Annotated in this window: 20 protein-coding genes; 11 read left to right on the forward strand and 9 right to left on the reverse strand. The window is 71.2% G+C overall.

What is annotated here, in order from left to right; genetic code table 11:
• Nucleotides 1-170 precede the first annotated feature (170 nt).
• Complete coding sequence (locus AB0D74_RS43940; RefSeq protein WP_362599974.1) at nt 171-1,466, forward strand: MFS transporter; 1,296 nt, start codon at nt 171-173, stop codon at nt 1,464-1,466.
• A 13-nt stretch (nt 1,467-1,479) separates the two neighbouring features.
• On the opposite strand, the gene AB0D74_RS43945 is transcribed toward AB0D74_RS43940, so the two are convergent.
• Nucleotides 1,480-1,713: a hypothetical protein gene (locus AB0D74_RS43945; protein ID WP_362599976.1), complete on the reverse strand. Its 234-nt coding sequence runs from the start codon at nt 1,711-1,713 to the stop codon at nt 1,480-1,482.
• A gap of 285 nt (nt 1,714-1,998) precedes the next feature.
• On the opposite strand from AB0D74_RS43945, the gene AB0D74_RS43950 reads away from it, so the two are divergent.
• The 3 genes from AB0D74_RS43950 (at nt 1,999) to AB0D74_RS43960 (ending at nt 5,018) form a co-directional block, all read left to right on the forward strand.
• Nucleotides 1,999-3,300, forward strand: a complete 1,302-nt coding sequence (locus AB0D74_RS43950) for a transposase (protein ID WP_362599978.1) — start codon at nt 1,999-2,001, stop codon at nt 3,298-3,300.
• Nucleotides 3,301-3,357: 57 nt separating this feature from the next.
• Nucleotides 3,358-4,215, forward strand: a complete 858-nt coding sequence (map, locus tag AB0D74_RS43955; RefSeq protein ID WP_362599980.1) for a type I methionyl aminopeptidase — start codon at nt 3,358-3,360, stop codon at nt 4,213-4,215.
• A gap of 152 nt (nt 4,216-4,367) precedes the next feature.
• Nucleotides 4,368-5,018: a biliverdin-producing heme oxygenase gene (locus tag AB0D74_RS43960; RefSeq protein WP_362599982.1), complete on the forward strand. Its 651-nt coding sequence runs from the start codon at nt 4,368-4,370 to the stop codon at nt 5,016-5,018.
• Nucleotides 5,019-5,021: 3 nt separating this feature from the next.
• Here AB0D74_RS43960 and AB0D74_RS43965 read toward each other — a convergent pair whose 3' ends face one another.
• A complete protein-coding gene (locus AB0D74_RS43965; protein ID WP_362599984.1) occupies nt 5,022-5,822 on the reverse strand; it encodes a site-2 protease family protein in 801 nt (266 codons plus the stop codon).
• Nucleotides 5,823-6,117: 295 nt separating this feature from the next.
• Here AB0D74_RS43965 and AB0D74_RS43970 point away from each other — a divergent pair, with 295 nt between their 5' ends.
• Entirely contained in the window at nt 6,118-9,396 is a 3,279-nt protein-coding gene (locus AB0D74_RS43970) for a BTAD domain-containing putative transcriptional regulator (RefSeq protein WP_362599986.1), read from the forward strand.
• A gap of 83 nt (nt 9,397-9,479) precedes the next feature.
• On the opposite strand, the gene AB0D74_RS43975 is transcribed toward AB0D74_RS43970, so the two are convergent.
• Nucleotides 9,480-10,304 carry an ABC transporter permease gene (locus AB0D74_RS43975; protein ID WP_362599988.1) on the reverse strand — a complete coding sequence of 275 codons (825 nt, stop codon included), beginning with the start codon at nt 10,302-10,304 and terminating at the stop codon, nt 9,480-9,482.
• Complete coding sequence (locus tag AB0D74_RS43980; protein WP_362599990.1) at nt 10,301-11,308, reverse strand: ATP-binding cassette domain-containing protein; 1,008 nt, start codon at nt 11,306-11,308, stop codon at nt 10,301-10,303. Before AB0D74_RS43980 ends, AB0D74_RS43975 begins: the two co-directional genes overlap by 4 nt.
• Nucleotides 11,309-11,523: 215 nt before the next feature.
• Here AB0D74_RS43980 and AB0D74_RS43985 point away from each other — a divergent pair, with 215 nt between their 5' ends.
• On the forward strand, nt 11,524-12,084 hold the full coding sequence (locus AB0D74_RS43985) for a GNAT family N-acetyltransferase (protein ID WP_362599992.1): 561 nt from the start codon (nt 11,524-11,526) through the stop codon (nt 12,082-12,084).
• A gap of 108 nt (nt 12,085-12,192) precedes the next feature.
• On the opposite strand, the gene panB is transcribed toward AB0D74_RS43985, so the two are convergent.
• Nucleotides 12,193-13,068, reverse strand: a complete 876-nt coding sequence (gene panB, locus AB0D74_RS43990) for a 3-methyl-2-oxobutanoate hydroxymethyltransferase (RefSeq protein ID WP_362599994.1) — start codon at nt 13,066-13,068, stop codon at nt 12,193-12,195.
• Nucleotides 13,069-13,288: 220 nt separating this feature from the next.
• Between panB and AB0D74_RS43995 the strand changes: the two genes are divergently transcribed.
• The 4 genes from AB0D74_RS43995 (at nt 13,289) to AB0D74_RS44010 (ending at nt 18,264) form a co-directional block, all read left to right on the forward strand.
• On the forward strand, nt 13,289-14,887 hold the full coding sequence (locus AB0D74_RS43995; protein ID WP_362599996.1) for an MFS transporter: 1,599 nt from the start codon (nt 13,289-13,291) through the stop codon (nt 14,885-14,887).
• 148 nt (nt 14,888-15,035) lie between these two features.
• Nucleotides 15,036-15,659 (forward strand): TetR/AcrR family transcriptional regulator, encoded by a 624-nt coding sequence (locus tag AB0D74_RS44000; protein ID WP_362599998.1) that lies wholly within the window; start codon nt 15,036-15,038, stop codon nt 15,657-15,659.
• Between the two features lie 180 nt (nt 15,660-15,839).
• Nucleotides 15,840-16,892 (forward strand): endonuclease/exonuclease/phosphatase family protein, encoded by a 1,053-nt coding sequence (locus AB0D74_RS44005; RefSeq protein WP_362600000.1) that lies wholly within the window; start codon nt 15,840-15,842, stop codon nt 16,890-16,892.
• Between the two features lie 148 nt (nt 16,893-17,040).
• Nucleotides 17,041-18,264 carry an MFS transporter gene (locus AB0D74_RS44010; protein WP_362600002.1) on the forward strand — a complete coding sequence of 408 codons (1,224 nt, stop codon included), beginning with the start codon at nt 17,041-17,043 and terminating at the stop codon, nt 18,262-18,264.
• A gap of 155 nt (nt 18,265-18,419) precedes the next feature.
• Here AB0D74_RS44010 and AB0D74_RS44015 read toward each other — a convergent pair whose 3' ends face one another.
• From AB0D74_RS44015 to AB0D74_RS44025, 3 genes are all read right to left on the reverse strand, one after another.
• Nucleotides 18,420-20,345 carry a S53 family peptidase gene (locus AB0D74_RS44015; protein WP_362600102.1) on the reverse strand — a complete coding sequence of 642 codons (1,926 nt, stop codon included), beginning with the start codon at nt 20,343-20,345 and terminating at the stop codon, nt 18,420-18,422.
• A 336-nt stretch (nt 20,346-20,681) separates the two neighbouring features.
• A complete protein-coding gene (locus tag AB0D74_RS44020) occupies nt 20,682-21,317 on the reverse strand; it encodes a DUF305 domain-containing protein (RefSeq protein ID WP_362600004.1) in 636 nt (211 codons plus the stop codon).
• Between the two features lies 1 nt (nt 21,318).
• Entirely contained in the window at nt 21,319-21,993 is a 675-nt protein-coding gene (locus AB0D74_RS44025; protein ID WP_362600006.1) for a DUF3105 domain-containing protein, read from the reverse strand.
• A 169-nt stretch (nt 21,994-22,162) separates the two neighbouring features.
• On the opposite strand from AB0D74_RS44025, the gene AB0D74_RS44030 reads away from it, so the two are divergent.
• The gene (locus AB0D74_RS44030) at nt 22,163-22,606 is read left to right on the forward strand and encodes an Rrf2 family transcriptional regulator (protein ID WP_362600008.1); all 444 of its coding nucleotides are present in this window, start codon (nt 22,163-22,165) and stop codon (nt 22,604-22,606) included.
• 39 nt (nt 22,607-22,645) lie between these two features.
• Here the strand turns inward: AB0D74_RS44030 and AB0D74_RS44035 are convergent, their stop codons facing one another.
• Nucleotides 22,646-23,845 (reverse strand): globin domain-containing protein, encoded by a 1,200-nt coding sequence (locus AB0D74_RS44035; RefSeq protein ID WP_362600010.1) that lies wholly within the window; start codon nt 23,843-23,845, stop codon nt 22,646-22,648.
• Nucleotides 23,846-23,863: the final 18 nt, after the last annotated feature.

Genomic DNA, 23,863 nt, shown 5'->3' on the forward strand with positions numbered 1-23,863 from the left:
GGGGCGGCGGCCCGGTTGGTGGGCCCCCCCGCCCCCCCCCCGCCCCTGAAGGGGCGCTGCACCGACGCGCCCTGAAGGGGCGCGGGGAACTGCGCGACCAGCCCCCACCGGCCCGCACCCGGCGGAAAAGCGGTTGAGGCGAGGCGCTCGGCCGTTCAACATGTCCCACCGTGAGCCTCCTCCCCGACCTAGCCCCCTGGAAGGCCTCCGTCGACTTCCGGCGGCTGTGGGTCTCCGGTCTGATCAGCAACTTCGGGAGCTTCCTGACGTTCGTCGCGCTCCCGGTGCAGATCAAGGACCTCACCGGTTCCGCCGCCGCCGTCGGTGCCGTCGGTGCCGTCGAACTGCTCCCGCTCATCGTGTGCGGCCTGTACGGCGGCGCCCTCGCCGACGCCCTCGACAAGCGCAAGCTGATCGTCCGGACCGAGGCCGCTCAGGGGCTGCTCAGCGCGGGTCTGCTGGTCAACGCCCTGCTGCCGCACCCGGCGGTATGGCCGCTGTACGCGGTCGCGGCCCTGTCCTCCGCGCTCGTCTCGGTCCAGCGCCCGGCCCTGGACTCCCTGCTGCCGAGGATCGTCGCCCACGACGACCTCCCGGCCGCCGCGGCCCTCAACTCCTTCCGCTGGACGGTCGGCGGCGTCGCGGGCCCCGCCGTCGCCGGCCTGGTCGTGGCATACGCGGGCCTCGGCTGGGCGTACGGCGCCGACCTCGTCACGTTCCTCGTCTCGGTCGTCCTCGTCCTCCCCATCGCCCCGTCGCCCGCCTCCCACGAGGCCGCCGCCCCCAGCCTCCGCTCCGTCGCCGAGGGCGCCCGCTACGCCTGGAGCCGCAAGGAACTCCTCGGCACCTACGCCGTCGACCTCGCGGCGATGTTCCTGGCGATGCCGCTCGCCGTACTGCCGTTCCTCGCCGACGAGTTGGACGCGGACTGGTCGCTCGGTCTGATGTACGCGAGCATCCCGGCCGGTTCGCTCCTCGTGAGCCTGGTCAGCGGCTGGACCTCGCGCGTGCGCAGGCACGGGCGGATGGTGGTGCTGTCGGCCGCGCTGTGGGGCCTCGCGATCGCCGCCGCCGGCGCCGTGACCAACGTATGGCTGGTCCTGCTCCTCCTCGCCGTCGCCGGCGGCTGCGACATGGTCAGCGGGATCTTCCGGGGCGCGATGTGGAACCAGACCATCCCCGACGAACTGCGCGGCCGTCTCGCCGGGATCGAACTGCTGTCGTACTCCGTGGGTCCCACCCTCGGCCAGGTCCGCTCCGGCGGCATGGCCGGATGGCTCGGCGTTCGGGCGTCCGTCGGCGCGGGCGGCCTGCTCTGCACCGGTGCGGTCGGCCTGCTGGCCCTGTGCCTGCCCGCCCTGATGTCGTACGACGCGCGGACGAACGAACACGCCGTACGACTCCGCGCCCGGCGCACCGCCGAAGCCACGACCGGGGCCGCGGACGGCCGCGCCCAGCCCGCCTGATCAGTCCTCCTGATCAGCTCTCCTCCGAGGAGTCCCCCGTCGGCGCGTCGTGCCACTTCGGGTCGTTCTCCCACTGGAGGTTGCGCTCCCGCGCGATCTCCATGGCGTGCTCGGCCTCCTCACGGGTGGCGTAGGGGCCGAACCGGTCCTTGGCGGGGCACTCGGGCCCCTCCTCGACCTTCTTGTGCTCCAGGCAGTAGTACCACTCGCCCGCCTTCGCGACGGTCCGCTTCTTGAACAGGGCCATGACCGGCTCCTTTCGCCTTCCACCCTGTCTATCGCGCAGGGTGCCCGGTCCTTCAGGGCCGGGGTGAATACCCGCTCCCGCGGAGCGGGACAAGGATAAAGGAGTTGTCCCCAGGACGATTCCTTGTTTAAGCGCACGGGCCTGGGGGCGGTCTCGAATGGTCGGTGGCGGGACAGGAGCTCGGTGGTCGGGGAATTCCCTGGTGGCAGGGTGTGTGGGTCACTCTCGCGGGTGATGTTGGTCGATTGTGCGCGCGGTGGGGAACGGGGTGGCTAGTTTCGTGGCATGTCGCGTTTCCGGATGTATCCGACGCCTGCGCAGGCGGAGCAGATGCTCCTGCACTGCACGCACGCCCGGTACGTGTGGAATCTCGCGGTGGAGCAACATGCGCAATGGAAGCCGGGCCGTAGGTCCGCGCCCGGTTTTGCGGAGCAATGCCGCCAGCTCACCGAGGCACGTGCTGAGAACGAGTGGCTGGCGGCCGGGAACGCGGACGTGCAGCAGCAGGCTCTCCAGGATTTCACCAAGGCCAGGAATGCCCGCTTCACCTCAGGGTTCGGTGAGCCGACCTGGCGCAGGAAGCATGTGCATGAAGGCTTCCGGGTCATCGGTACCGATCGGGTCCCCGAGTTCGGTCCGGACGGCAGCCCGAAGCTGAACCCGAAGACCGGTAGGCAGGTCTTGGGCCGCTCTGCGGTCGTGCAGAGGCTGAACCGGCGGTGGGCGCAGGTGAAGGTGCCCGGCTGTGGATGGGTTCGTTTCCGTCTCAGTGTCACAGGCGTGGGTGCGCGGCCTCCTGCTGCGAAGACGTTCCGGGTCACTTACCGTAGCGGTCAGTGGCACGCGGCATTCGCGGTCATCCCCGAGCCGACTCCCGCGCCCGGCACGGGCGGGGTCATCGGTGTCGACCGGGGCGTGACCATCACGGCGGCCCTGTCGGACGGGTGCAAGCTGAACTGCCCGCAGCTCACGGTCAGGGAGCGAGCACGGATCCGCAAGCACGAGCGCCGTGCGGCTCGGGCCCCCAAGGGCAGCGCACTCAAGGCCGCCGCGTACGCGAAGGCCGCCGGGCTCAAGGCCCGTGGAGTGAACCGGCGCAAGGACTGGTGTGAGAAGACCAGCACCATGCTTGCCCGCACATACGACGTGATCCGGTTCGAGAAGCTGAACATCAAGAACATGACCCGCTCGGCGAAGGGAAGCGTCGCGAAGCCGGGCAAGAACGTGCGGCAGAAGACTGGGTTGAATCGGGGCATCCTCGCTCAGGGGTGGGGCCTGCTGCGTCGGCGTACGGAGCAGAAGGCTCCGGGCCGCGTCGAGGATGTGCCCGCGCCGTACACGAGTCTGCGGTGCAGTGCCTGTGGTTGGATCGAGAAGAAGTCGCGCAAGAGCCAAGCCGACTTCGTCTGTGTGTCCTGCGGGTTCACCTGCAACGCGGACGAGAATGCTGCACTCAATGTCGCGGCAGGACAGGGCGGGATCTCCCGCCCCCGGCGGACAGTCGGTGCCGGAGGGGTGACAGCGGCCGTCGGCCGTTCGAGTGCCCGTGAACCTCAACCCGCCTGGGTTGGAATCCCCCTCTTCTAGAAGAAGAGGGGGAGGATGTCAAATGTTCCCCCATGCCCGCTGGATAGACTCGCTGGCATGTCTGGCCAGTCGCTGCTCGTACCAGGGGAGCTCTCTCCCACCCGTTCGGTACCCGGAAACATCCGCCGCCCCGAGTACGTCGGCAAACCCGCGCCGACCCCGTACACCGGGCCCGAGGTGCAGACCCCGGAGACCATCGAGGCGATGCGGATCGCCGGCCGTATCGCCGCGCAGGCGATGGAGGAGGCCGCGAAGATCATCGCGCCGGGTGTCACGACGGACGAACTCGACCGGGTGGCGCACGCGTACATGTGCGACCACGGGGCCTACCCGTCCACGCTCGGCTACCGCGGGTTCCCCAAGTCCCTGTGCACCAGCGTCAACGAGGTCATCTGCCACGGCATCCCGGACTCGACGGTGCTCCAGGACGGTGACATCGTCAACCTGGACGTGACCGCGTACATCGGCGGGGTGCACGGCGACAACAACGCCACCTACCTGGTCGGGGACGTCGACGAGGAGAGCCGGCTCCTGGTGGAGCGGACCCGGGAGTCCCTGAACCGGGCGATCAAGGCGGTCCGGCCGGGCCGGCAGATCAACATCATCGGCCGGGTCATCGAGTCGTACGCCAAGCGCTTCGGCTACGGGGTCGTCCGTGACTTCACCGGTCACGGCATCAACTCGTCGTTCCACTCCGGGCTGATCATCCCGCACTACGACAGCCCGCAGGCGACGACCGTCATGCATCCCGGGATGACCTTCACGATCGAGCCGATGCTGACGCTCGGGACGCACGAGTACGACATGTGGGACGACGGCTGGACCGTCGTCACCAAGGACCGCAGGCGTACCGCGCAGTTCGAGCACACGCTGGTGGTGACCGACACCGGCGCGGAGATCCTGACCCTGCCGTAGCCCCAGGTCCCCTCGGCCGTCCGGCCCGTCCTCCCCGCGGAGGGCGGGCCTTTTTCCGGTACGCTTTTGCCGACAGGGTGTCGGTAACTTTACCGACGAAGCGTCGGCAAGAGCATTGACTTAGGTAAGCCTTACCTTAGAGGATGTTGCCCATGGACTCCTTCTCGACACTCATCCGCACCGCGTCCCACGAGCAGCACGTGGAGGCGGAGACCTCGTCGTTCATGAGTGACCTGCTGGGCGGCAGGCTCGGCGTGGAGGCGTACGCCCGCTACACCGAGCAGCTGTGGTTCGTGTACGACGCGCTGGAGGACGGCGCGGCCGGGCGGCTGGCCGCGCACCCGGTGGCCGGGCCGTTCGTGCGGCCGGAGCTGTACCGGCTGGCGGCGCTGGAGCGCGACCTGGCGCATCTGCGCGGGACCGGCTGGCGGACGGGGCTCACCGCGCTGCCGGCGACCGAGGAGTACGCGGCGCGGGTGCGGGAGTGCGCCGAGCGGTGGCCCGCCGGGTACATCGCCCACCACTACACCCGCTACCTCGGCGACCTCTCCGGCGGCCAGATCATCCGCGACCGGGCCGAGCGGACCTGGGGGTTCGAGCGCAAGGGCGACGGCGTCCGGTTCTACGTCTTCGAGGGCATCGCCAACCCGGCCGCCTTCAAGCGGGGCTACCGCGAACTGCTGGACGCGGTGGACGCCGACGACCTGGAGAAGCAGCGCGTCGTCGCCGAGTGCAAGCGGGCGTTCGCCCTCAACACGGCGGTGTTCCGGGAGCTGGGCGAGGAGTTCCCGCTGTCGGCGTGAGCGTCAGCCGGCGGCGGAGCAGAACTGGTCCGTCCCCTGCCAGAAGCGGTAGAGCTGCTGCCCGCAGTACTCGTCCAGGTCTCCGACGCCCAGGTGGCGCAGCAGCGCGTCGATCACGTCGAAGAACGCGCTGTTGATCGACGGCACCCACAGCAGCGCGAACACGAAGAGCAGGCCGAACGGGGCGAACGGCTCCACCTGGCGCTTGATGCCGTACGACAGCCAGGGCTCGATCACGCCGTAGCCGTCCAGGCCCGGCACCGGCAGGAAGTTCAGGATCGCGGCCGTGACCTGGAGCAGGGCGAGGAAGGCGAGCGCGAAACGGAAGTCGAGCGGGACGCCGTCCAGGGCGTCCAGCCAGAAGGGGGCGGTGCAGACGGCGGCGAACAGGACGTTCGTCAGCGGACCCGCGGCGGAGATGAGGCTGTGCCGCCAGCGGCCCCGGATCCGGCTGCGCTCGATGAAGACCGCGCCGCCCGGCAGACCGATCCCGCCCATGATCACGAACAGCACCGGGAGCACGATGCTCAGCAGGGCGTGCGTGTACTTCAGGGGGTTCAGGGTCAGGTAGCCCTTCGCGCCCACCGTGATGTCCCCGCCGTGCAGGGCGGTGCGCGCGTGCGCGTACTCGTGCAGGCAGAGCGAGACGATCCAGGCCGCCGTCACGAACAGGAACACGGCGACCCCGGGCTGCTCGGCGAACCCGGACCAGGTGGCCCACCCGGTGACCGCGGTGACGGCGAGGATCCCGACGAACACGGGACTGATCCGCCGGTCACTGGGGCGGGTGGTGGTGGCGGTCATGGCGGGGGGCTCCCGGGGCGCGTCGGTGGAGGTGGCGTGCGGGGTAGACCGTACAGGTGACAGGTGAAGAACGTCCTGCGGGCGGCCGGAGGTTCCTGCCAGTCGTCACGCCGATGCCGATGCCGATGCCGATTCGAACAGGGCGGTGCCCATGGGTCCGGCCCTTTCGGCCTCCTTCGGCCTCCTTCGGCAAGAAGATCGAGATCCCCGTGGCCGACCAGAGCCTCACCCTCGACTCCTCGCAGTTCATGCGCATCTGAAACCCACAGGCGGCGTCCGGGCGTCCCCAGGGACAATGGACCCCGTGCGCTACGCGATCCTCGGCACCACCCAGGCACTCCGCCCCGACGGCACCGCCGTCCCCGTGGGCGGGGCACGGCTGCGTGCCCTGCTGACCGTGCTGGCGCTGCGGCCCGGCCGCGCCGTGCCCGCAGGGCTCCTCGTCGACGAGGTCTGGGGCGACGAACCACCGGCCGACGCCGGTGGCGCGCTCCAGGCGCTGGTCGGCCGGCTGCGCAGGGCGCTCGGCGCGGACGCGATCGACTCCACCGACGGCGGCTACCGGCTCGCCGCCGCTGCCGACGACGTCGACCTGCACCGCTTCGAGCGGCTCACCGGCGAGGGGCTGCGCGCCCTCGCCGACGGCGACCCCGCCAAGGCGGCCACCGTCCTCGACGACGCCCTCGCCCTGTGGCACGGCCCGGCCCTCGCCGACCTGCCCGACCGCACCGCCGAGGCGGCCCGCGTCGACGTCCGCCGCCTGGACGCCCTGCGCGCCCGGCACACCGCCGCCCTCGCCCTCGGCCAGGCCGAGCAGGCCCTGCCCGAGCTGACCGCCCTGTGCGACGCCCACCCCCTCGACGAACCCCTCCAGGCCCTGCGCCTGCGCACCCTGCACAGCACCGGCCGCACCGCCGAGGCGCTCGCCGCCTACGACGACGTACGCCGCCTCCTCGCGGACCGCCTGGGCTCCGACCCGGGACCCGAACTGCGCGCCCTGCACGGTGAGCTCCTCGACCCGGCGCCCGCGGTGGACGCGCCGTCCGCCCGGCCAGGCAACCTGCGCGCCCGGCTCACCTCCTTCGTCGGGCGCGAGGGCGACATCGAGGCCATCCGGGGCGACCTCGCCGCCGCCCGGCTGGTCACCCTGCTCGGGCCCGGCGGCGCCGGCAAGACCCGGCTCTCGCAGGAGGCCGCCGAGACCGTCCGGTACGCCGCCCGGGACGGCGTCTGGCTGGCCGAGCTGGCCCCCGTCGACGACCCGGCCGACGTCCCCGAGGCCGTGCTCAGCGCGCTCGGCGCCCGCGAGGCCGTGCTGTACGGCGGCGGCGCCGAGACCATGCGGGCCGCCGCCGACCGGCACGACGACCCCGTCGAGCGCCTCGTCGACCACTGCGCCCGGCGCCGGATGGTGCTCGTCCTCGACAACTGCGAGCACGTCGTGGACGCGGCGGCCGACCTGGCGGCCCGGCTCCTGGAGCGCTGCCCGGACCTGACGATCCTCGCCACCAGCCGCGAACCCCTCGGCGTACCGGGGGAGTTGCTGCGCCCGGTGGAGCCGCTGCCCGAACCGGTGGCGCTGCGGCTGCTCGCCGAGCGGGGCGCCGCGGCCCGCCCCGGCTTCACGGTCGACGCCGACGGCGAGACCGCGGCGGCCTGCGCCGAGATCTGCCGCCGTCTGGACGGGCTGCCCCTCGCCATCGAACTGGCCGCCGCCCGGCTGCGGATGCTGACCCCGCGCCAGATAGCCGACCGGCTCGACGACCGCTTCCGGCTCCTCACCTCCGGCAGCCGCACCGTGCTGCCCCGCCAGCAGACCCTGCGCGCGGTCGTCGACTGGTCCTGGGACCTGCTCGACGCCGGCGAACGCGCCGTCCTCGGCCGCCTCTCCCTCTTCGCGGGCGGCTGCGACCTGGCCGCCGCCGAGGCCGTCTGTGGCCCCGCCGCCCTCGACGCGCTCGGCACCCTGGTGGACAAGTCCCTGGTCGTGGCCGCCCCTTCGGGCGAGGCCGCGGGCGGCGGGATGCGCTACCGGCTCCTGGAGACCGTCGCCGAGTACGCCGCCGCCCGCCTCGACGAGAGCGGCGAGCGCACCGCCGCCGAGCGCGCCCACCTGACGTACTACCGCGAACTCGCCCGCACCAACGAACCGTTGCTGCGCGGCCCCGGCCAGCGGGCCGCCATCGCCCGGCTCCAGTTGGAGTACGAGAACCTGCGCACCGCGCTGCGGCACGCCATCGCCGAACGGGACGAGGACGAGGCGCTCTGCCTGCTCCACTCGCTGTTCTGGTACTGGCAGATGCACGACCAGCGGATCGAGACCCGCACCTGGTGCGCCGACGTCATAGCCCTCGGCCCCGACCCGTTCGCCGCACCCCTGCGCCGGGCCGAACCGGTGTGGCAGCGCTGCACCGACACCCCGCCGCCGTACGCCGGGGAGACCCTCGCCGAGGCCCGGCGCGGCCTGCACCTGGCCCATCTGGCCTGCATGGACACCGAGTTGGACGTCTGGCAGACACCCGAGGCCCAGGCGAAACTGCGCGCCGTCACCGAGGTCTACGAACCCGGCATGCCGCAGACCTGCCGGGCACCGGGCATGTTCTGGTTCTTCGCCGTGATGCTCACCGGCGGCATGGACCGGCTGCGCGAGATCCTCGACGCCGCCGTCCGCACCTGCCGCGAGACGCCCGGCTACGAGTGGGAGCTGGCCGGAAGCCTCGCCATGCGTGCCAACCTGCTCGCCAACCGGGCCGCCTGGGCCGGCGACGCCACCCGGGACGCCGACGAGGCGCTGGAGATCTTCCGGCGGATCGAGGACGACTGGGGCACCGCCGAGGCGCTCTCCGGGCGCGCCGAGTCCCGGGAGCGCCGCGGCGACTACCAGGCGGCGGCCACCGACTACGAGGCCGCCATCGAGCGCGTCGGCCGGCTCGGCGCCCGCGCCCAGATCGCCGTCCTGCGGGCCCGCCTCGGCAGCGTGCTGATCGAGTCGGGCGACACCGAGCGCGGGGAGGAGCTGCTGCGCCGGGTCATCGCCGACAACGAGGGCCTGAACAACGAGTCGATGCCCGCCGCCCGGCTCTTCCTCACCACCTGGCTCCTGCTGAGCGGCCGTATCGCCGAGGCCCGCGAACAACTCCGGCTGCTGCGCGCCGAGTTCAAGATCTCCCGCTTCGTCGTCTTCGACGCCCTGATCCTCACCCAGGAGGCCTGGGTGGACGCCCTCGACGACCTGTACGCGCAGGCCCTGGTCAAGGTGCGGGACGCGCTGCGGCTCGCCGCCGACCCGCTGAGCGAGGCGATCACCCCCCACCTGCCGTCCGTCTGCCTGACCGTCGCCGCGGTCGCGCTGGCCGGTGTCGACGGGGGCGGGCGCGCCCTGGACGCGGCGCGCTGCCTGGGCGCCGCCGACGCCCTGCTGCCGCCCGGCCATCTCCAGGTCGGCCTGGAGCGCACGGCCCGCGACCGCTCCGAGGCCCGCGTCCGGGCCGCCCTCGCCGACGACGCCGCCTACGAGTCCGCGTACGCCGAGGGCGGTGGCCTCTCCCGCGCGGAGGCCACCGCCCTGCTCTGACGTGCCGATCTGATGTGCCGATCTGATGTGCCGGTCCGAGGTGTCCGGTCCGAGGTGTCCGGCCCGACGTGTCCGGGTGGACGTCAGCTCTTCGTCCGGAACTTGTAGATCGCGTACGGTGCCGCGATCGCCGTGATCCCCACCGACCAGCCCAGCGTGATCCACAGGTCGTGGGCGACCGGGCCGCCGACCATCAGTCCGCGCGCCGCGTCGGCGAGCGTGGACAGCGGGTTGTAGTCGGTGAAGGCCTGCAGCCAGCCCGGCATCGACTGCGTCGGCGCGAAGATCGACGAGCCGAACTGCAGCGGGAACAGCACCAGGAACCCCATGGCCTGCACGGACTGGGCGTTCTTCAGGATCACGCCGAGGGTGAGGAACACCCACATGATCGAGGAGGCGAACACCGCGGAAAGACCCACGGCGGCGAACAGCCCCGCCCAGTGGTTGATGTGGAACCCGACCAGCACGGCGACGATCATCAGTACGGCGGTGGCGAACAGCATCCGCACCAGTTCCACCGAGATCTTCGCGAACAGCACCGAACCGCGCCCGATCGGCAGCGACCGGAACCGGTCCATCACACCGGAGTTGAAGTCCTGGCTGAACCCGGTGCCGACGCCCTGCGAGAGCGTCATGCTCATCATGGCGATCATGCCGGGGATGACGTACTGGACGTAGCCGTCCTGACCGCCGCCGAGCGCCTGCCCGATCGAGCCGCCGAAGACGTACACGAACAGCAGCGTGAAGACGACCGGCATCAGCAGGGCGTCGAACATCGACTCCGGGTCCTGCCGGATCCACAGCAGGTTGCGGCGGATCAGGGCCCCGGTGTGCCGCAGGTGCCCGCGCAGCGGGATCCGGACATCGGAGGCGGTGGCGGTGGTGGCGGTGGCGGTCGTGGCGCTCATACGGCGACCTCCTGACGGTCGTCGGCGGTCTTGGCGTCCTGCGGGGCACTGGCGCGGTGGCCGGTGAGGGACAGGAACACCTCGTCCAGGCTGGGCAGTTCGGTGACGATGGAGCTGATGGTGATACCGCGCGCGGTGACGGCGCCGACCACGGCGGTCAGCTGCTCGTCGCTGAGGATCGGCACCAGCAGCGTGCCGTTCTCGCCGTCCACGGTGGTACCGGCGAGCCCGGTGATGCCCAGCTCGTCGATCATGGCGGCGAGCGGCCGGACCTGGAGCGGGTCCACGGGCCGCACCCGCAGGGTCCGCCCGCCGACCTTCGCCTTCAGTTCCTCCACCCTGCCGCCGGCGATGACCTTCCCGCGGTCCACGACGGTCAGCTCGGAGGCGAGGTACTCGGCCTCCTCCATGTACTGGGTGGTCAGCAGCACGGTCACCCCGTCGCCGACCATGGCCTTGACCTCCTGCCACACCTCGTTGCGGGTGCGCGGGTCGAGTCCGGTGGTGGGCTCGTCCAGGAACAGCACCTGGGGGTGCCCGATCATCGAGGCGGCGAGGTCCAGCCGGCGGCGCATGCCACCGGAGTAGGTGCTCGCCGGGCGCTTGGCGGCCTCGGTCAGCGAGAACCGCTCCAGCAGTTCGTCGGCCCGGGACCGCGCGTCCTTCCTCGGCAGGTCGAGGAGGCGCCCGATCATGTACAGGTTCTCCCAGCCCGGCAGCTTCTCGTCCACGGAGGCGTACTGCCCGGTCAGCCCGATCACCCGGCGCAGCTGGCGGGGCTGGCGCAGCACGTCGTACCCGGCGACGGTCGCCTCCCCCGCGTCGGGCTGGAGCAGCGTGGACAGGATCCGCACCAGGGTGGTCTTGCCGGCCCCGTTCGGTCCGAGCACACCCATCACGGTGCCCTGGCGGACGTCCAGATCAACTCCGTCGAGTGCCTTGGTGTCGCCGTAGTGCTTCACCAGCCCCCGTACGGACACGGCGTTGTTGTCGATTCGCGTCATGGGAAGTACGGTGCCAGGCCCCACCGACAAACCACCGACAGACCGCCGACACCGGCCTACACGTCGCCGATAGCCCACCGATAGCCCACCGATAGTCCGCCGATAGCTCAGCGACGGTTCGCCGACGGTGCGCCACATGAAGGCCGGTGGCTCGGCGGCGGCTCTGCGGCGGCTCGGCGGCGGCTCTGCGGCGCGCGGGGCGTAACGTGCGGCGCGTGACCCCATCCGCGGCCCAGGCCACCCTCAGGTCCGAGCGGCTCGACCTGCTCCCGCTGCGTGTCGAGCATGCCGAGGAGATGGCCGTGGTGCTGTCGGACCCGGCCCTGCACACCTTCACCGGCGGCACACCGGACACCGTCGAGGCCCTGCGCTCGCGCTACCGCCGCGTCACCGCGGGCTCGCCCGACCCGGCCGTCTCCTGGCTGAACTGGGTGATCCGGCTCCGTGCCGAGTCCTGCCTGACGGGTTACGTCCAGGCGACGGTCACCGGTGCCGTCGCGGAAGTCGCCTGGGTGGTGGGCGCGCCGTGGCAGGGCAGGGGCATCGCGACGGAGGCGGCGCGCACCCTCGTCGACTGGCTGGGGCGGCAGCCGGTCCATACGGTCATCGCCCATGTCCACCCCGACCACCACGCGTCGGCCGCGGTCGCCACGGCCGTCGGCCTCCGCCCCACGGACCTCCGGCAGGACGACGAGATCCGCTGGACAAACGGCAGCCGGCCCGCCGACGGGGGAAGATCGGCGGGCCGGCCTCGGTGTTTCCGCAGTGGCTCTTGACAGCGCCCCGAAGGCCGCGCCCCGCAAGGGGCGCGGGGAACTGCGCGACCGGCCACGACGCACGCCGCAGACGAACGACGGCGTATCGCGGCCGGCCCAGCGGAGCGCTCAGTGCACGGAGTGCTCCTCCAGCGGGAAGTTCCCGCCGACGACATCCTCGGCGTACGCCTTCGCCGCGTTGCCCATGACCTCGCGCAGGTCGGCGTACTTCTTCACGAACTTCGGCACCCGGCCCGACGTCAGGCCCATCATGTCCGTCCAGACCAGGACCTGCGCGTCGGTCTCGGGACCGGCGCCGATGCCGACGGTCGGGATGTGCAGCACCCGGGTCACCTCGGCCGCGAGCTCCGCCGGGACCAGTTCGAGCACGACCGCGAACGCGCCCGCGTCCTGGATCGACTTGGCGTCGCGCAGCAGCTGCTGGGCCGCCTCCTCGCCGCGGCCCTGTACGCGGTAGCCCATCGCGTTGACGGACTGCGGGGTCAGGCCGATGTGCGCCATCACCGGGATGCCGGACTCGACGAGCAGCCGGATCTGTTCGTACGACCGCTCGCCGCCCTCCAGCTTGACCGCGCCGACGCCCGCCTCCTTCACCAGCCGGGTCGCCGAGCGCAGCGCCTGCACCGGGCCCTCCTGGTAGGAGCCGAAGGGGAGGTCGCCGACGATCAGGGCGCGCTGGGTGCCGCGGACCACGGCCGCCGACAGCATCGTCATCTCGTCGAGGGTCACCGGGACCGTCGACTCGTAGCCGAGGTGACAGTTGCCGGCCGAGTCGCCGACCAGCAGCACCGGGATGCCGGACTCGTCGAAGACGGAGGCGGTCATCGCGTCGTACGCGGTGAGCATGGGCCACTTCTCGCCGCGTTCCTTGGCGAGGGCGATGTCGCGAACCGTGATGCGGCGGGTGCCCTTCCCCCCGTACAGCGCCTTGCTGCCGTCGGAGGGGCTGTTCTGCACAGTCTGGGCAGCCGAAAGCTGCGTCATGACAACGGCTCCTTCAGTCATCTCGAGGCACCCTGACGGCGTCCCCGGATCCCTCTCATGGTGGCACTTCGTGCCGCCGACGGCCAGAGGACCCCCGTGTGATCCATCGGTCACCGCCCGCGGCTCCGGGGGAGCCCGTCCTGTCGCGTTGTGTAAGGCCTGGGTAAAGGAATTCAGATACGAGACGGTGCCGTATTGAAATGGTCATAGGCTCATCCGCATGACAACTCCTGCCGACCACGCTCCGCCCGGCCCGCGCATACCCGAGGCGGTGCACCGGCGCCGCTGGGCGATCCTCGGCGTGCTCATGCTGAGCCTGCTGATCGTGGTGCTCGACAACTCGATCCTGAACGTCGCCGTCAAGACCATCTCCACCCCGGCCCCGGTGGGCCTCGGCGCCACCCAGAGCCAGCTGGAGTGGGCGATCAACGCCTACACCCTCGTCTTCGCCGGCCTGCTCTTCACCGCCGGGCTCGTCGGTGACCGCCTCGGCCGCAAGAAGGTGCTCATCGGCGGCCTCGTGATCTTCGGTATCGGCTCGGCCCTCGCCGCCGAGTCCGGTTCCGCGGACCAGCTGATCGCCTTCCGCGCCCTGATGGCCCTCGGCGCCGCCTTCGTGATGCCGGCCACCCTCGCCGTCCTGATGAACGTCTTCGAGCGGCAGGAGCAGCCGAAGGCGATCGGCATCTGGGCCGGCGGCGTCGGCCTCGCCATCGCCATCGGCCCGATCACCGGCGGCGTGCTGCTCGACCACTTCTGGTGGGGCTCGGTCTTCCTGATCAACGTGCCGATCGTGATCATCGCGCTCGCCCTGATGTTCTGGCTGGTGCCCGACTCGCGCGACCCGCGCCCGGGCCGCCTCGACCCCGTCGGCGTGGTGCTCTCCGTCGTCGGCCTCGTCCTGCTGGTCTACGGCATCATCAAGGGCGGCGAACTCGCCGACTTCACCGACGCCAAGGTGCTCGCGACCACCTTCGCCGGCATCGCGGTCCTCGCCGGCTTCGTGATCTACGAGAAGCGCAGCGACCACCCGTCCCTGGACGTCAGCTACTTCAAGAACAAGGTCTTCTCGGCCGCCATGGCCGCCATCGCGCTGGTCTTCTTCGCGCTGATGGGCGTGACCTTCTTCTCCGTCTTCTACACCCAGAGCGTGCGCGGCTACTCGCCGCTCCAGTCCGGTCTGCTGCTGCTCCCGCTGGCCGCCGCACAGATGATCTTCGCGCCGCGGGCCCGGCTGGTGGTGGACCGGTTCGGCAACAAGGCCACCACCGCGGGCGGCCTGGTGCTGATCGCCGCCACCCTGGGCACCTTCGCCACCTTCGAGGCCGACACGCCGATCTGGATCCTGGAGGTCGTCTTCTTCCTGATGGGCACGGGCATGGCGCACATCATGACGCCGACCTCGGTCGTCATCATGCAGGCCCTGCCCCGCGAGAAGGCCGGTTCCGCCTCCGCGCTCAGCAACACCTTCCGCCAGGTCGGCGGCGCCCTCGGCATCGCCGTGCTCGGCTCGGTGCTGTCGACGTCGTACCGCAACGGCATCGAGGGCAAGCTCGGCGCGCTGCCGCCCGGGCTGCGCGAGACCGCGGGCGAGTCCATCGAGGCCACCCTCGGCGTCGCCTCGAAGCTCGGCGCGCAGGGCAAGGCCCTGGTCACCCCGGCCAACGACGCCTTCCTGCACGCCATGCACACCACCGCCCTGTGCGGCGCGGGCGTCGCACTGATCGGCGCCGTGGTCGTGGCCCTGTTCCTGCCGGGCAAGCCGCCGGCCGGTCAGCAGGGCGACCGGGAGCAGGAGCTGGTCGTGGCGGCGGAGTGAACAAGAACAACCGGAACGACCGGAACAACCGGCACGACCGGCACGACCGGAACGGCTGAACGACCGGCCGGTACCGGCAGGAACCACGGGGGGACGCTTCGGCTGCGGGAGAATTCCCGCAGCCAGTGCACCGAGAGGACGGTACGACGTGACGCTTGCCGACAGCGGACCGCGGTCCATCACCCCGGCCCGTGGCCGCCCCCGCAGCGAGGCGGTGGAGAACGCCATCCTGGAAGGCGTGATGAAGCTCCTGGAGGACGGCGTTCCGCTCGCCGAGCTCTCCATCGAGAGAATCGCCCGCACCGCCGGCGTCGGCAAGGCCACCATCTACCGCCGCTGGAACGGCAAGGAGGAGCTCTTCGTCGACGTCATGCGAGCCGCCGAGCCCCCGGACCCCGAACTCCCCGGCACCTCCATGCGCGACGACCTCGTCGTGCTGCTGGAATCGCTGCGGCAGCGCGGTCTGATGAACCGTTCGTCGGCGATCCTGCACAACGTCTACGCCCAGATGAAGAGCAGCCCCCGCATCTGGAACGCGTACCACACCAACGTCGTCAACCCCCGGCGCGAACTCGGCAAGGAAGTGCTGCGCCGGGGCCAGCGCAACGGCGAACTCCGCGCCGACGTCGACATCGAGCTGGCCAACGACATGTTCACGGGGCCGATGCTGCTCAGGGCCATACTGCGTCCGGACGCGGAACTCCCCGAGGGCCTGGCCGAACAACTCGTCGACGAGGTGCTGGCGGGGCTGGGCCCCGTCACCTCGCCGTAGCGAGTGTTCGCGTTTCGTCACAGACCCCGCCGATCCGCCGGTAACCGGAACCCCTTCCCTCGCCCTGTTCGTCATCCTCTTCCGTACGGCCGTCATGTGACGGCGGGAGAGGAGCCGATCATCCCCTAGGGTCGTAACCGGGGGACGACGGTGTGCACGGCAGGTTGTGAGGCAGACGGTATGGCGCAGCAGGCGTACATGACGGAGACGGACAGCGGCGGCTCGGGACCCGAGCGTCGGGGAGACCGGTTCCGACGCCTGGTGGAACGGCTGCTGAAGGGCTGGCGGAACGATCCGCGCATCTGGCGCCGGGGCATCGTCACCGCGGCGGTGGCGCTGCTCCTCGCCGGTGTGATGCTGCTGCACTCCCGCATCCCCAACGCCGTCGGCAACCTCGGCAGTCTCACCGAGACCTTCCTGCCGTGGCTGGGCCTGCTGATCCCGGTGCTGGTCCTGGTCGGCTTCCTGCGCAGGTCGGCGACCGCGCTGATCGCCGTCCTCCTCCCGGCGATCGTCTGGCTGAACATGTTCGGCGGACTGCTCACCGACAAGCAGGGCACCGGCGGCGACTTCATGGTGGCCACGCACAACGTCAACGCCGACAACCCCGACCCGACGGGTACGGCCACCCGGCTCGCCTCCTCGGGCGCCGACGTGCTGGCCCTGGAGGAGCTGACGGCGACGGCCGTACCGACGTACGAGAAGGCGCTGGCGGCGACGTACAAGTACCACGCGGTCGAGGGCACCGTCGGGCTGTGGAGCAAGTACCGGCTCACCGGCGTGAAGTCCGTCGACATCAAGCTCGGCTGGACGCGCGCGATGCGTGCCACGGTCGCCACCCCGCACGGCCCCCTCGCCGTCTACGTCGCCCATCTCCCCTCCGTGCGCGTCAAGCTGAACGCCGGCTTCACCGCCCGGCAGCGCGACACGAGTGCGGACGCGCTGGGCGAGGCCATCGCCGACGAGACCCTGCCCCGGGTGATCCTCCTCGGCGACCTCAACGGCACGATGAACGACCGCTCCCTCAACGGCGTCACCTCGCAGCTGCGCTCCACGCAGGGCGCGGCGGGCAGCGGCTTCGGGTTCAGCTGGCCGGCCGCGTTCCCGATGGCCCGCATCGACCAGATCATGGTCAAGGGCGTGGAGCCGGAGAGCTCTTGGACGCTCCCGAGGACCGGCAGCGACCACCTTCCGATCGCGGCACGTGTGAACCTGACCACAACGGGTTCATAGAACCCCCTGGTCAGCGCAGTCTCACTGGTCTTGTAAGGACAATCGGACACTGCGCCGTAACCTGGCGGAATACTTGGGCTGGGACACTTTGTTCCGTAGCTGAACTTAGAACGCACGGAACCCTGCTCCCCGAAAGGCAAAGCCCTTCATGCCTCTGGCCCTGCTCGCCCTGGCCGTCGGCGCTTTTGGTCTCGGCACCACCGAATTCGTCATGATGGGGCTGCTGCCCGACGTCGCCGACGACCTGCACATCTCGATCCCCACCGCCGGCCACCTGGTCTCGGCGTACGCCCTCGGCGTCGTCATCGGCGCCCCGCTGCTGGCCGCGCTCACCGCGCGCCTGCCCCGCCGCAGGGTCCTCATCTCCCTGATGGCCCTCTTCGTCGCGGGCAACGCGCTCTCGGCCCTGGCCCCCGGCTACGACTCCCTGCTCGCCGCCCGCTTCCTCAGCGGCCTCCCGCACGGCGCCTTCTTCGGCGTCGGCGCGGTCGTCGCCACCGGCCTGGTGGCACCGGAGCGCAAGGCCCGCTCGGTCTCCCTGATGTTCATGGGCCTGACCGTCGCCAACATCGCGGGCGTCCCCGTCGCCACCCTCATGGGCCAGCACCTCGGCTGGCGGGCGACCTTCCTGGGCGTGAGCCTGATCGGCGTCGCCGCGATGGCCGCGGTGTTCTTCCTGATCCACCCCACGCACACCCCGGCCCCGACCACCGGCCTGCGCGGCGAACTCACCGCCCTGCGCTCCCTCCCGGTCTGGCTGGCCCTCGCCACCACGGTGGTCGGCTTCGGCGCCCTCTTCTCCGCCTACAGCTACATCACCCCGATGCTGACGCACTCCGCCGGCTACGCGGAGGGCAGCGTCACCCTGCTCCTCGCCCTCTTCGGCGTCGGCGCCACCATCGGCAACCTCGTCGGCGGCCGTCTCGCCGACCACGCGATGCGCGGCACGCTCTTCGGCGGCCTGGCGTCGATGGTCGCGGTACTGCTCCTCTTCCCGCTCCTGATGCGCGCGGAGTGGAGCGCGGCCCTCGCCGTCGTCCTGCTGGGCGTCGCGGCCTTCATCACCGGCTCGCCGCTCCAGCTGATGGTCATGGAACGCGCCGCCGCGGGCCCCTCCCTCGCCTCCTCCGCCAACCAGGCGGCCTTCAACCTCGCCAACGCCGGCGGCGCCTGGATCGGCGGCGTCGCCCTCGCCGCGGGCTTCGGCGTCACCTCCCCGTCCCTGGCAGGCGCGGCCCTCGCCGTCCTCGGACTGGGCGTCGCGAGCGTGGCATACGCGGTGGACCGCCGCCGGGAGGTCCCGGCCCCGGCTCACGTACGGATCGTCGCCTCGCACGTCCCGGAGCCGGCGGAACCGGCGCACTCCTCCTGACCGCCCCTGCCCCGGCCGGGCCGACGGAGCCGGCGGCGGTGACATCCCGGCAGCACCGCCCGGTGAGACCGTCACGCCGCAAGCAGTCCCAGCACAGAGGGGCGTGAGGTCCGTTCGGACCGCACGCCCCTCTGTCGGCCTGGCCGCGCAGCGGGTCAGTGCTTGCGGTGGGCCTTTGCCGGCTTGTACGAGTCGACGTAGCCGTTGGCCGGGGTGCCGACGCCGGTGACGTCGTCGTAGCCCTTGACCGCGGACAGGGAGCTGTCCTTGCCGAGGCTGCGGACCGAGGTCAGCAGGCCGTCGGTGGCGTCGTAGCCGTTGGCGAAGTCGACGCGGGCGACCGCGAGGCCCTTGCCGGTCGGGTTGTCCGTGACGTCGTGGTAGACCTTCGTGCCGTACTTGGAGTAGATCAGCGGGTTGGCGAAGCCGATCGCCTGGCCGCCGCGCGCCTCCTGGGCGAGGGCCTGGACCGCGGCGATGACCGGCGCGGCCAGCGACGTGCCGCCGATGCGGTACTCGCTGTACGCCTCGGTGCCGTCCGCCTGGGTCTGGGTCTGGCCGACCTTGAAGCCCGTGTTGGGGTCGGCGATCGCCGAGATGTCCGGCACCACTCGGTTGCCGCCGGCGCTGTTGGCCGTGGCCAGCGCCTTCGGGACCACGTTCTTCTGGTAGTACGGCTCACCGACCGTCTTGCTGGTGCCGCCGCCCGCGCCCGAGGTGAACGCGCCCGGGAAGCCGGTCCAGCTCTTGCCGTCGGTGGACAGGGCGGCCTTCTCGGTGCCCCAGCCGGTCTCCCACAGGTACGTGTCGCCCTTGCCGACGGCGAGGGACGTACCGCCGACCGCCGTCACCCAGGCGGAGTTGGCCGGGGTGTCGACCTGCTTCGTACCGGTGTTGGCGACCTCGTCGCCGTTGTCGCCGGAGGAGAAGTAGAAGCCGATGCCCTGCACCGCGCCCAGCTGGAAGACCTGGTCGTAGGCGGCTGCGACGTCCGGGGTCTCGTTGGCCTCGATGTCGCCCCAGGAGTTGGAGACGATGTCGGCCAGGTGGTTGTCGACCACCTTGCTGAGGGCGTCGAGGAGGTCGTTGTCCATGCAGGACGCGGCGCCCACGTAGGTGACGTCGGCGTCCGGCGCGACCGCGTGCACGGCCTCGACGTCGAGGGTCTCCTCGCCGTACCAGCCGGAGGCGTCGCACTCGTCGGCCCCGGTGTTGGTGTAGTTCGCGGGGAGGACCTGGTGCAGCTGGCTGGTCTTCCAGGCCGCGTCGCCGTGCGCCTTGGCGTAGGTGCCGGCGTCGAAGGCGATGGTCGGCGAGGCGAACGCGTCGGTGATCGCGACGCGCACGTGCTTGCCGGTGTACTTGCCGGCGCCGTAGGCGGCCCGCAGCTGCTTGCCGGTGTAGCCCTGGACGGCGTACGGGATCTTCGAGCCGTACGCGTCCGGCAGCGTGCTCGCGGTGTTCGAGCCGTAGTACGACGAGAACGGCCCGGCGTTCTTGAACACGCCGGCCGGGGGCGGCAGCGTGTCGTCGTGGGTGGCCTTGTGCGGCGCGTTGTCCAGGCCGGTGACGGTCAGGACGGCGTCGCTCACGGACGTCGGCACGGTCGCCGTGGTCGCCGGGGCGCGGTAGGTCTTGGAGCCCTTGGCGAAGTTGTGCAGCTGGGTGCCGAACGCCTTCTCGGCGGCGGACACGTCGCCGGAGACGGCGATGTAGTGCTGGGTGACCTCGGTGACCTTCAGGCCGGCCGCGGTCAGCCAGGACCTGACGGCCTTCACCTGGGCCTTGGTGGCGCCGTAGCGGGCCTGCACCTGCTTGGCGCTGAGGTACTTGCCGTAGAGCGGCGAGCTGGGGTCGGACACCGCCTTCGCGTAGGCCGCGAGGCCCTTGGCGTCCTGGCCGGCCAGGTAGACCCGGGCCTTGACCTGCGCGCTGTTCGAGGTGGCGCCCTTGTCCGCCTTGGCCGTGGCCCAGGTGGGCTTGGTGCCCTTCAGGGTGTCACGGGCCGGGCTGTCCGCGGCGTGCGCCGCGGGTATGCCGAGCGCGAGCGCGCCGGCGATCATCGGCAGTGTCGCTGCCATGCTCACGCTGGCCCGCACCTTGGCACGGTTGGATCTCATACTGCCCCCTGCTATGCGGTTCGACGCATCGAGTGGTCGGTCGTCCGTGATCACCAGGAGGCCTGCGGCGGAACGGCCCGTGAATGGATCACGCGTGGACGTCACTCTTTCGGTGAACTGTTCATGCCAGGGGAATGGGAAACCCAAGGAAGTCCCAAGTGGGCGTTGATTAGGGGCTTTTGGTGGGCTTTCGGCGGTACGCAGAACATTACAGATCGGTTGCGATTGTTGTTGAACGCTTGCGGTGCCGTTAAGTCGACAAGTCCCCCATTTTGTACGGCTGTTGTGGGAAGCCGTTCAGTCGCGCGGTGTCGCGCCCCGCTCCTTCAGCATCTGCTTCATCGTCGTCAGCTCCGACTGCTGCGCGTCCACCATGCCCTGGGCGAGGCTCTTCTCCACCGGGACGGTGCACTTGGCCACGCACCCCTCGGCCATGTGGATGCCGCCCTTGTGGTGGTCCGTCATCAGCTGGAGGTAGAAGATCTCCGCCTGCTTGCCGTTCAGCGTCCCCAGCTTCTTCAGCTCGGTGTCGGTCGCCATGCCCGGCATCAGCGAACCGTCCCCGCGCTCGGGCATGTCGCCCATGCCCATCCAGGACATCGGCGGCTTCGCCGACACCTTCGGCAGGTCCCACAGGTCCAGCCAGCCCAGCAGCATGCCGCGCTGGTTGGCCTGCGTCTGCGCGATGTCGTAGGCGAGCCGCCGCACCTCCGTGTCCTTCGTGCGGTCGCGGACGATGTACGACATCTCCACGGCCTGCTGGTGGTGGACCGCCATGTCCCGGGCGAACCCGGCGTCCGCCCCGTCCGCGCTCGGGACCTTCAGGCCGCCGCCACCGCCGTCGCCGTCCTCGGCGACCGCGTAGGTGATCGCGCCGGCCGCGACGAGCACCGCCGCCGCGGTGCCGGCGACCCAGCCGATGTGCTTCTTCACGTCACATCGTCCCGCCCGTGCAGGAGGCACCCGGCTCGGGGGTCTGCTTGCCCTGCACGTACGTCTCGAAGAACTTGCCGACCTTCGGGTCGTCCGCGCTCGTCACGCTCAGCTGGTGCCCCCACGCCGACAGCTCGATCGGCGAGGTCTGGTCCGTGTACGGGCTCATCAGCGAGTACGGCGTCTGCTTCACCTTCGCCGCCAGCTTGTCCACGTCGGACTTGCTCGCCTTGTCGGTGTACGTCACCCAGACCGCGCCGTGCTCCAGGGCGTGCACGGCGTTCTCGTCCTGCACGGCCTTGGTGTAGACGTTGCCGTTGCAGTTGAGCCACACCGGGTTGTGGTTGCCGCCGACGGGCGGGTGCATCGGGTACTTCACGGTCCCCGTGACGTGGGTGCGGGACAGCTTGCCCGTCCAGGTCCGCACGCCGTCGCTGCCGGTGACGAAGTGCCCGGAGTCCCCGGACGAGCCGCCCTTCGCGTCGCTCGCGCTGTCGCTCTTGTCCGACTGCGAGTTGACGAGCACCACGCCGCCGACCACGAGACCCGCCACGACCACCGTGCTCGCGGCGACGGTGAGGATCCGGTTGCGGCGCTCACGGGCACGCTCCGCCCGCCGCATCTCCTCTATGCGCGCCTTGCGCTCGGCGTTGCTGCTCTTCTTCGCGGAACCCATGGGATGTGTCCTTCTGGGGGAAAGAGACGTGGACGGTGGGGCTCGCTGATCGTAATGGGGGAGATGGGGGCAGCCGTAGGCAGGGCGCAGGAAAGTCCTGTAAAGACCCGGGATCCGACAGGAAACCGATAATTTGAATGACGGATGCGTATTACCTACCCTGGCCGGTATGCGGCTGCTGCGCTCCACCGACCTGGCTCTACGCCTCCTGATGCGGCTGGCCGTCGCGGGCGACGCCAGCCCCACCACCCGCGAGGTCGCCGGTGACATGGACGTGCCGTACACGCACGCCGCGAAGGTGGTCGCCGAACTGCAGCACATGGGACTCGTCGACGCCCGGCGCGGCCGGGGCGGCGGGCTGACGCTGACCGCGAAGGGCCGTACCGCCTCGGTGGGGGCGCTGGTGCGGACCTTCGAGGGCGACGGCGACGTCGTGGACTGCGAGGGCGCCACCCCGTGCCCCCTCAACTCCGCCTGCCGCCTGCGGGGCGCCCTGCGCCGGGCCCAGGAGGCGTTCTTCGCAGCCCTCGACCCGCTGACGGTCGCGGACATGGTGGCGGAGCCGACGGGGCCGCTGCTGCTCGGTATCTCCCGGGGGCCGGGAGCGGAATAGCGCGTCCCCGAGCGTCCCCGAGCGTCCCCAAGGGGGCGCTCAGGCCGCCGCCAGCCACAGGTCCGGGCCGAAGACCTCGTAGTGGATGTCGGCCGGGGCCACGCCCTTGGCGAGGAGCTGGCCGCGCACCGCGCGCATGAAGGGGAGCGGGCCGCACAGGTACGCGCGCGTGCCGGGCGCGACGTCGACGTCGGCGAGGTCGACCAGGCCGGTGCGGGCGTCCGGCTCGGCGTCCCGCTCGTAGAAGAAGTGGACGGCGGCGTCCGGGAGCTTGGCCGCGTAGGCCGTGTGGTCGGCGCGCAGCGCGTGGTCGGCGGGGGAGCGGTCGCCGTGCACGACGGTCACCGGGGCGCGGTGACCGTCGGCCGCGAGCGCGGCGAGCATCGCCACCATCGGGGTGACGCCGATGCCCGCGGAGGCGAGGAGGAGCGGCCGGTCGCCGTCGTCGCCCAGCACGAGGTCGCCGTAGGGCTCCGACAGCTCAAGGACGTCCCCCGCGCGCACGCGTGCGTGCAGGTGGTGCGAGACCTCGCCGTCGGGCGTCGTACCGTCCGCCGCGCCCTGCACGCGCTTGACGCTGAACTGGCGCACCGAATCGCCCGGCGCGCCGGACAGGCTGTACTGGCGTATCTGGCGGGCGCCGTCGGGGAGGGCGACGCCCACGGAGACGTACTGCCCGGCCCGGAAGCCGCGCACCGCCGTGCCGCCGTCCACCGGCCGCACCCGGAACGTCACGACGTCGGCGGTCTCCGCCACCCGCTCGACGACCTCCCAGGGCCGCAGCCCCCGGTGGCCGCCGCTCTCCTCGTACAGCCGCTTCTCGATCGCCACGAGCGCGTTCGCCATCAGCCAGTAGACCTCGTCCCAGGCGACCGCGACCTCCGGGGTGACGGCCTCGCCGAGCACCTCGGCGATGGCGGCGAAGAGGTGCTCGTGGACGACGGCGTACTGCTCGGGCGTGACGCCCAGCGAGGCGTGCTTGTGGGCGATGCGGCCCAGCAGGGCGTCGGGCCGCTGGTCCGGGTGGTCCAGCAGGTGCGTGGCGAACGCGGCGACGGAACCGGCGAGGGCCTGCCGCTGGGTGCCGGCGGCCTGGTTGCCGCGGTTGAAGAGGTTCCTCAGCAGCGCGGGGTGGGCGGCGAAGAGGCGGGCGTAGAACCGCTCGGTGATCTCGCCGATGGCGGCGCCGACGGCGGGGAGGGTGGCGCGGACGGTGGTTGCGGACGACTCGGACAGCATCGGGACTCCTTGTGGCTC

Origin of the sequence: Streptomyces sp. NPDC048278 (assembly GCF_040652195.1) — a bacterium.
Classification (GTDB): Bacteria; Actinomycetota; Actinomycetes; order Streptomycetales; family Streptomycetaceae; genus Streptomyces.

What these genes read in the sequence shown, in the direction of transcription:
- AB0D74_RS44005 (WP_362600000.1), top strand. Translation starts at nt 15,840, where the DNA reads ATGGCGCAGCAGGCGTACATGACGGAGACGGACAGCGGCGGCTCGGGA.
- AB0D74_RS43945 (WP_362599976.1), bottom strand. Translation starts at nt 1,713, where the DNA reads ATGGCCCTGTTCAAGAAGCGGACCGTCGCGAAGGCGGGCGAGTGGTAC.
- AB0D74_RS43965 (WP_362599984.1), bottom strand. Translation starts at nt 5,822, where the DNA reads ATGACCGCCACCACCACCCGCCCCAGTGACCGGCGGATCAGTCCCGTG.
- AB0D74_RS44035 (WP_362600010.1), bottom strand. Translation starts at nt 23,845, where the DNA reads ATGCTGTCCGAGTCGTCCGCAACCACCGTCCGCGCCACCCTCCCCGCC.
- AB0D74_RS43970 (WP_362599986.1), top strand. Translation starts at nt 6,118, where the DNA reads ATGGACCCCGTGCGCTACGCGATCCTCGGCACCACCCAGGCACTCCGC.
- AB0D74_RS44015 (WP_362600102.1), bottom strand. Translation starts at nt 20,345, where the DNA reads ATGGCAGCGACACTGCCGATGATCGCCGGCGCGCTCGCGCTCGGCATA.
- AB0D74_RS44030 (WP_362600008.1), top strand. Translation starts at nt 22,163, where the DNA reads ATGCGGCTGCTGCGCTCCACCGACCTGGCTCTACGCCTCCTGATGCGG.
- panB (WP_362599994.1), bottom strand. Translation starts at nt 13,068, where the DNA reads ATGACGCAGCTTTCGGCTGCCCAGACTGTGCAGAACAGCCCCTCCGAC.
- AB0D74_RS43950 (WP_362599978.1), top strand. Translation starts at nt 1,999, where the DNA reads ATGTCGCGTTTCCGGATGTATCCGACGCCTGCGCAGGCGGAGCAGATG.
- AB0D74_RS43975 (WP_362599988.1), bottom strand. Translation starts at nt 10,304, where the DNA reads ATGAGCGCCACGACCGCCACCGCCACCACCGCCACCGCCTCCGATGTC.
- AB0D74_RS43995 (WP_362599996.1), top strand. Translation starts at nt 13,289, where the DNA reads ATGACAACTCCTGCCGACCACGCTCCGCCCGGCCCGCGCATACCCGAG.
- map (WP_362599980.1), top strand. Translation starts at nt 3,358, where the DNA reads ATGTCTGGCCAGTCGCTGCTCGTACCAGGGGAGCTCTCTCCCACCCGT.
- AB0D74_RS43960 (WP_362599982.1), top strand. Translation starts at nt 4,368, where the DNA reads ATGGACTCCTTCTCGACACTCATCCGCACCGCGTCCCACGAGCAGCAC.
- AB0D74_RS43980 (WP_362599990.1), bottom strand. Translation starts at nt 11,308, where the DNA reads ATGACGCGAATCGACAACAACGCCGTGTCCGTACGGGGGCTGGTGAAG.
- AB0D74_RS44010 (WP_362600002.1), top strand. Translation starts at nt 17,041, where the DNA reads ATGCCTCTGGCCCTGCTCGCCCTGGCCGTCGGCGCTTTTGGTCTCGGC.
- AB0D74_RS44025 (WP_362600006.1), bottom strand. Translation starts at nt 21,993, where the DNA reads ATGGGTTCCGCGAAGAAGAGCAGCAACGCCGAGCGCAAGGCGCGCATA.